This window comes from Pseudoalteromonas sp. SCQQ13 (genome assembly GCF_015864415.1).
Classification (GTDB): Bacteria; Pseudomonadota; Gammaproteobacteria; order Enterobacterales; family Alteromonadaceae; genus Pseudoalteromonas; species Pseudoalteromonas nigrifaciens.
On sequence record NZ_JADYXG010000038.1, the window covers coordinates 1 to 5,022 of the forward strand.

Below are 5,022 nucleotides of genomic sequence, written 5' to 3' on the forward strand. Positions count from 1 at the left end.
GTGCAATCGGACACAACCCGCCGGACTCGAGCGGCACGCGGGAGTGCCGCTGTTATAAGTTAAGGTCCGGCCGCTGGTACCACTTTTTATAGCCCCGATCAAATTGGTCGGGGTTTTTTTATGCCTACGAAAAGTGCAATCGGACACAACCCGCCGGACTCGAGCGGCACGCGGGAGTGCCGCTGTTATAAGTTAAGGTCCGGCCGCTGGGTGAGAGTGAACCGAAACGCAGTTTCGCAGTGACTCGAAGTGAGTTCATGGATGAGTGATGGGTACTGCTTCAGGGATGAATTATTAGAGCTGGTATCAATCTTACTTTTTATGGCTCTAGAAGTAACAATGGACGTAAACTGTCACTTGGAATGGCGTGGTAATAAGGTTATCTAATTAACAAGGCCTCTTGATAAAGAGGCCTTGTTAATTTTGCAAAAAACAGTAGAAATTAAGCTACTTGTAAATGCTGCTTACTTTGACTTTTAACAAAGAGCAAACAGCCAGCTAAAACTAATAAAGGGAATAGCGGGTCATAAATACTACCATGGCTACCAAAGAACAGATTCAAAATCATGATAAGTGATCCACCTATAGCCCAAGCAATAGTCGTTGGCACTGTCCAAATAACAAGTTGCTTTTTAACTTCAGTGACGCCCATTAAGCGGTTAACAATGTGAAATAAGCTATCGTTAAAGTAGCCCGCAAATAAACTACCCATAGTTGCTGCTGATGCTGCGAATAACATATTTACTCCATCCATTTCGAGCAGTACTGGCGCAGATATTGACGCTGCAGTAATCATTGAAACGGTACCACTGCCTTGAATAATTCGCACCAACGTAGCAATAATAAATGGGATCATTATTGGTGATATTGATAACTCAATAATTTGGTTGGCAATTTCAGCACCTGCACCTGATGCGCGTAATACTGCGCCCAATGCGCCACCGGCACCGGTTACAAGTAAAATAATACCGCAAGTCGTAATGCCTTCTTCTAGTTTAGTTGTTGTTGTTTCTTTATCCAAATGAGGCGTTAATGTATAGACAGCTAATAAAGTACTTATTGAAAGTGCGATGATAGGATGGCCAAGAAAGTTAAAAACAGCACCAAAAGTACTGGCCGATAGCCCGTCCATACCAAATTGCTTTTCAGCAAGGCCCATAAGCGATTTCACTAAAATTAATACAATTGGCACTACAATAGGCATAATTGACTTGGTTAGTGAAGGGAGGTTTTTAGCTTCTTTTGTTGCCATGTAGTCATTGTGAACTTGCTTAGCAGCATCACCTGTGTGGCTTACCGTTGGGATAGCAATGAACTCCGGGAAGTGCTTTTCTAGCCAGCGTGAGTATAGAATAATACCGTATACGCAAGGAGCGGCAATCAAAAGTCCAAAACCTAACATTGAAGCTAAATCGACACCAAATATACTCGCTACACCTAAAGGGCCAGGTGTTGGTGGGATACAGTGGTGGGCAACAACTAAGCCACCCGCCAGCGATACTGTTAAGGTTAAAATAGAGCGATTTGACGTTCTTGCTAACGATTTAGCTATAGGGTAAAGAATAATAAGTGCACTATCAACAAACACAGGAATACTTACAATATAACCAGTTACGGCCAGTGCGGTTTCTTCTTTTTTCTTACCTAGCCACTTAATAAAGTTGTAGGCTATTGATTCACCAGCGCCAGAGGCTTCTAAAATAGCCCCCATCATTACACCTAAACCGATAACAATACCGATGCCACCTAAAGTGCCACCAAAGCCATCACTTATGGCTGCCATAGTTTCGTTTACACTTAAACCGCCAATTAAACCAGCCAAACAGGCAGCTGCAAGCATAGCAATGAAAACGTGTACTCTGGTTCTTAATACTAAAAATATTAACACAAATACGGCTATTATTAAGCCGATTACAGATATTGGTAACATACGTGAGACCTCTTTGTTATTAAGTAATAGGTTTACTTTATTTTTGGGTGTCTAAGTAAGCATTTAAAATAGAGTTAAAGTCTTTATCTTTAACAAATCCTATTGCTAGTTCTTTTTCGTTATTCATTGACTGTGGCCAACTAGAAACAATACGTTCTACATTTTCATCTTTTTCGTAACTAATGAGCTCTAAAACGGGCTCGCCTTTTATTTTAACTAAGCATTCGATCATTTCTTTTGGTGATGTTTTTAATCCAGGTAAATTTACAGTGCGAAAGCCTTTTAACAGTTTTGTGTCGAGCTGACTTGCATGAATAATATTTTTAATCACGCTGTTAGGACTAGATACCCATAAAGGTAACTCAACATCAACAGGACAGTTTGACGCTTGCTGTTTAAGTGGTTCGCGTATCATGCCACTGACAAAAGAAGAGGCCGCTTTATTAGGTACGCCTGGGCGAATACAAATAGTAGGCAGACGAACCGTAACTGCATCAACAAAGCCTTTTCTGGCGTAATCGTTGACGAGTAACTCACAAATCGCTTTTTGTGTACCGTACGAAGAACTAGGTTGCATAGCCGTCATGTAATCAATTTGTTCTGGAAGCTCCCCACCAAACACAGCAAGTGAGCTTGAAAAAACAAGACGAATATTAGGGTTAGCTTGGCGACAGCACTCGAGTAAAATTTGTGTGGCTTTTAAATTAACCAGCATGCCTAACTCAAAATCTTCCTCTGCATGGCTTGAAACAATTGCAGCTAAATGGAACACGTGAGTAGTTTGTTCATCGATGATTTTTTCTATATCTTCTTTAACGGTAATATCAGCAACGATAGAGTGAACTTTATTATTGGTAATTAAATTGCTGTCTAATTTAATACGGTCTACTACTTTAATTGTTTCAATTTGAGGAAACTGTTGTAGCAAGTTATTTAGTAGCTCTGAGCCTAAAAAACCAGCACCACCGGTGATAATAATATTCATGTAAATACCTTTGTATGTTTATTAACTGTGTTATTTATTATTGATAAATAGTGCTTATAAGTGGGGCTTTAGCCACTCAAGGCCATCTTCAGTGTTGTTTTTAGGGTTGTATTCGCAGCCGATCCAGCCTTTATAACCAGATTCGTCTAGTACATTAAATATATGTGGGTAATTAATTTCCCCTTCAGAGGGCTCATGGCGTGCTGGTACAGAGGCAATTTGAATATGCCCTGTCACCGAGGCGAGATCATTAATTAGGTGGGTCAGATCACCATCCATTATTGCAGCATGATAAATATCTAGTTGCAGCTTCACATTTGGACGGTCAATTAATTTAATTAACTCAGCAGCTTCTCGTTGGTGAGCAATAAAATAATGAGGTACATCTCGGTTATTTAATGGCTCTATCATCAGTTCAATATCATGTTTTGCAAACGCATCAGCGGCATAGCGAATGTTTTTAATAAATGTGTCAACATGCTGCTCACGGCTAAATTGAGCGTTTACAATACCAGCCATAGCATGTACTTTTTTACAGTTTAATGCGGCGGCGTAGTCGAGCGCGATTGCAACACTTTGCTTAAACTCTTGTTCACGCCCGGGGATGGCTGCAAAGCCACGCTCACCAGCATCCCAATCGCCCGCTGGCATATTAAATAAAGCTTGCTCTAATCCAAATTGCTGTAATTTATCTGCTAATACTTGTGCTTCAAAAGCATACGGGAAAAGGTATTCAACGGCTTTAAAGCCTGCTTTGTGTGCGCGTTCAAAGCGTTCAAGGAATGCGACTTCACTAAAAAGCATAGTTAGATTTGCTGCAAATTGAGCCATTATTTTCCTCTCCCTTTTAAATCAGTTACTTCTGAGTCGGTTAGGTAACGTGTTGCTTTACCTTGTAATAAAAATGCTAGCTTAGCGGTTTCTTCTAATTCTTCTGCGTTATCTACGGCATCTAAAAAATCACTACCAGTAATGATAGGGCCATGATTAGAAAGTAAAAATGCCCGATATTTCCCTGCTAACTGGGCTAAATCTTTAGCTATTTGCGGATCGCCCGGGCGGTAATAAGGCACCACAGGTAACTCACCAACGCGCATTACGTAATAAGGTGTAAATGCCTTTATTGCATTGTTAGGATCTAAGTTTTCAAGGCAAGATAACGCGGTTAAGTACGTTGAATGTAGGTGTACAATTGCATTGCAGTTAGGGTCTTTATCGTAAATAGCTAAGTGAAAAGACACCTCTTTAGAGGGGGGCTTACCTGTAAGGTGTTTTCCGTCTTTATCAACTACAGAGAGCTCTTCGGCGACCAAACGACCAAATGAAGATCCTGTCGGGGTTGTTAAAAAATGGCCATTAGATAACTTTACCGAAAGATTACCGGCACCACCTGTGGCATACCCACGTTCAAACATTGAACGCGCAAGCTCTACTACTTGCAGCCTTAATTGTGCTTCATTCATTTAAAATACTCCTGAGCTTGGGTAAAGAAAGGTTCAGCGCCAAAGTTTCCAGATTTTAATGCCAAGGAAATATCGCTATTAATGCCCTTTACCCATGGCACACCTGGGCTAATTTGAGGGCCGATATGAAAGCCATCAAGCTGCAAACTTTGGGTAACAACGCCAGATGTTTCGCCACCGGCAACAATGAAATTGCGCACACCATATTCTTTAAGTTTAATGGTTAATTGACTAAAGAGGTTTTCAACTGCTTGGCTGGAAATATCAGCACCATACTTTTTATGCGTTGCTTGTAATGCATTAACATCCGCAGTGGCATAAATTAAGGGGGCGAATGGGGTATTCAAGTTGTTAATCACCCAGTCAAATACTTGGTTGCTATAATTATCTAAGTTTAAGCAATGGTCGATATCGAGCGCGAAGTGAGGAGCTTTAGTTTTATAAGCTGCAACTTGTTTATTGGTCATTAACGAGCACGAACCCGATAATATGACGGTGGCTGCTTTGGTTGGGTAGCCCGCTTTTTTGGCTTCGCCTTGATCTTGTAGTTGCTGCTGCCAGTTTTTAGCAATGCCCGCTGCCAATCCAGAGCCGCCAGTAATTAACTTTAGCGACTTAGCCGCTTTGCCTAGGGTTGCTAAATG

General features: G+C 41.1%; 5 protein-coding genes. All 5 read right to left on the reverse strand.

Annotated elements, in window-relative coordinates; translation table 11 throughout:
* Positions 1 to 442: 442 nt before the first annotated feature.
* Entirely contained in the window at positions 443 to 1,930 is a 1,488-nt protein-coding gene (locus I6F41_RS17780; protein WP_182684576.1) for a GntP family permease, read from the reverse strand.
* Positions 1,931 to 1,967: 37 nt separating this feature from the next.
* Complete coding sequence (gene denD / locus I6F41_RS17785) at positions 1,968 to 2,915, reverse strand: D-erythronate dehydrogenase (RefSeq protein ID WP_182684575.1); 948 nt, start codon at positions 2,913 to 2,915, stop codon at positions 1,968 to 1,970.
* Positions 2,916 to 2,969: 54 nt separating this feature from the next.
* On the reverse strand, positions 2,970 to 3,746 hold the full coding sequence (gene otnI, locus I6F41_RS17790; RefSeq protein ID WP_182684574.1) for a 2-oxo-tetronate isomerase: 777 nt from the start codon (positions 3,744 to 3,746) through the stop codon (positions 2,970 to 2,972).
* Complete coding sequence (gene otnC, locus I6F41_RS17795; protein WP_182684573.1) at positions 3,746 to 4,378, reverse strand: 3-oxo-tetronate 4-phosphate decarboxylase; 633 nt, start codon at positions 4,376 to 4,378, stop codon at positions 3,746 to 3,748. Before otnC ends, otnI begins: the two co-directional genes overlap by 1 nt.
* Positions 4,375 to 5,022: four-carbon acid sugar kinase family protein (locus I6F41_RS17800; protein ID WP_197108902.1), on the reverse strand; the 648-nt coding region annotated here is incomplete at its 5' end. The genes otnC and I6F41_RS17800, both read right to left, overlap by 4 nt.

Coding starts and splice junctions, on each gene's coding strand:
- I6F41_RS17780 (WP_182684576.1), bottom strand. CDS start 1,930: ATGTTACCAATATCTGTAATCGGCTTAATAATAGCCGTATTTGTGTTA.
- denD (WP_182684575.1), bottom strand. CDS start 2,915: ATGAATATTATTATCACCGGTGGTGCTGGTTTTTTAGGCTCAGAGCTA.
- otnI (WP_182684574.1), bottom strand. CDS start 3,746: ATGGCTCAATTTGCAGCAAATCTAACTATGCTTTTTAGTGAAGTCGCA.
- otnC (WP_182684573.1), bottom strand. CDS start 4,378: ATGAATGAAGCACAATTAAGGCTGCAAGTAGTAGAGCTTGCGCGTTCA.